The organism is Kumtagia ephedrae, assembly GCF_003012745.1.
Taxonomy (GTDB): domain Bacteria; phylum Pseudomonadota; class Alphaproteobacteria; order Rhizobiales; family Rhizobiaceae; genus Kumtagia; species Kumtagia ephedrae.
The window spans coordinates 1-1,841 of sequence record NZ_PXYK01000067.1 but is presented as its reverse complement, the minus strand read 5'-3'; the positions used below and the strand labels follow the sequence as shown (position 1 = coordinate 1,841).

Here is a 1,841-nt window from a genome sequence, read left to right as displayed (position 1 = left end):
CATGAAGGTTCTGGTCCCCGTGAAGCGGGTAGTGGACTACAATGTGAAGATCCGGGTTAAGTCGGACGGGTCCGGGGTCGAGCTGGCCAATGTGAAGATGTCGATGAACCCGTTCGACGAGATCGCGGTGGAGGAGGCGATCCGGCTGAAGGAGGCCGGCAAGGCCGAGGAGATCGTGGTGGTGTCGATCGGCCCGGCGCAGGCGGCCGAGACGCTGCGCACGGCGCTGGCGATGGGGGCGGACCGGGCGATCCTGGTGAAGGTCGAGGGCGAGGTCGAGCCGCTGGGCGTGGCCAAGGTGCTGAAGGGCGTGGCGGAGGCCGAGCAGCCCGGCCTGGTGATTCTGGGCAAGCAGGCGATCGACGACGACGCCAACCAGACCGGGCAGATGCTGGCCGCGCTGCTCGGCTGGGCGCAGGGCACGTTTGCCTCCAAGGTGGAGATCGACGGCGGGACGGCCAGGGTCACCCGCGAGGTCGACGGCGGGCTGCAGGCGATCGAGCTGAAGCTGCCGGCGATCGTGACCACGGATTTGCGGTTGAACCAGCCGCGCTATGCCTCGCTGCCCAACATCATGAAGGCCAAGAAGAAGCCGCTGGAGGAGAAGACGGCTGCCGATTTCGGCGCCGACGTGACGCCGCGGCTGAAGGTGTTGAAGACCGAGGAGCCGGGCGGCCGCAAGGCCGGCGTCAAGGTCAAGAGCGTCGCCGAGCTGGTCGACAAGCTGAAGAACGAAGCCGGCGTGCTGTAGGAAAATTCACGTGAGGCCGGCCTGCAAATGGCGCGGTCCTCCGCTTCCGGTGCTCACGTACTGACATACGCTTCGCTCCGGTTCTCGTACCGCACCATTTTCGGCTCGGCCTGACGTGAATTTGGCCCCGCCGCACCGTAAGGGAAAAGAAGAAATGGCCATTCTGCTTATCGCCGAACACGACAATGCGAGCCTGTCCGACCAGACCGCCAAGGCGCTCTCCGCCGCGCTTAAGATCGGCGCCGACGTCGACATCCTGGTCGCCGGCAAGGGCGCCAAGGCGGCCGCCGACGCCGCCGCAAGACTGCAGGGCGCGCGAAAGGTGCTCTTGGCCGAGGCGGACGAGCTGGCCGAGCGGCTGGCCGAGCCGCTGGCGGCGCTGGTGGTGTCGCTGGCCGGCGATTACGACACGATCGTCGCCCCGGCCACCGCCTCGGGCAAGAACGTGGCGCCGCGCGTCGCCGCGCTGCTCGACGTGGCGCAGATTTCGGAGATCGTCGAGATCGTCTCGGCCGACACCTTCAAGCGGCCGATCTATGCCGGCAACGCCATCCAGACGGTGCAGTCGGGCGAGGCCAGGAAGGTGATCACCATCCGCACCGCCAGCTTCCAGGCGGCCGGCGAGGGCGGGTCGGCTGCGGTGGAGAGCGTCAATGCGGCGGCCGATCCGGGCCTGTCGTCCTTCGTCGAGAACCGGCTGTCGGAGAGCGACCGCCCGGAGCTGACCTCGGCCAGGATCGTGATCTCGGGCGGGCGGGCGCTGGGCTCGTCGGAAAAGTTCCAGGAGGTGATCCTGCCGGTGGCCGACAAGCTGGGTGCGGCCGTCGGCGCCAGCCGTGCCGCGGTCGACGCCGGCTATGCGCCGAACGACTGGCAGGTCGGGCAGACCGGCAAGGTGGTGGCGCCGCAGCTCTACATCGCCGTCGGCATCTCCGGCGCCATCCAGCATCTCGCCGGCATGAAGGACTCCAAGGTGATCGTCGCCATCAACAAGGACGAGGAGGCGCCGATCTTCCAGGTCGCCGACTACGGCCTCGTCGGCGACCTCTTCACAATCCTGCCCGAACTCGAAAAGGCGCTGTGATCCAGC

2 protein-coding genes are annotated in these 1,841 nt (G+C 67.6%); both read left to right on the top strand.

Going from position 1 to position 1,841, the window contains the following annotated elements:
- Position 1: 1 nt before the first annotated feature.
- A complete protein-coding gene (locus C7I84_RS29270) occupies positions 2-751 on the top strand; it encodes an electron transfer flavoprotein subunit beta/FixA family protein (protein ID WP_106775731.1) in 750 nt (249 codons plus the stop codon).
- Between the two features lie 154 nt (positions 752-905).
- Positions 906-1,835, top strand: a complete 930-nt coding sequence (locus tag C7I84_RS29265; protein WP_106775730.1) for an electron transfer flavoprotein subunit alpha/FixB family protein — start codon at positions 906-908, stop codon at positions 1,833-1,835.
- Positions 1,836-1,841 lie beyond the last annotated feature (6 nt).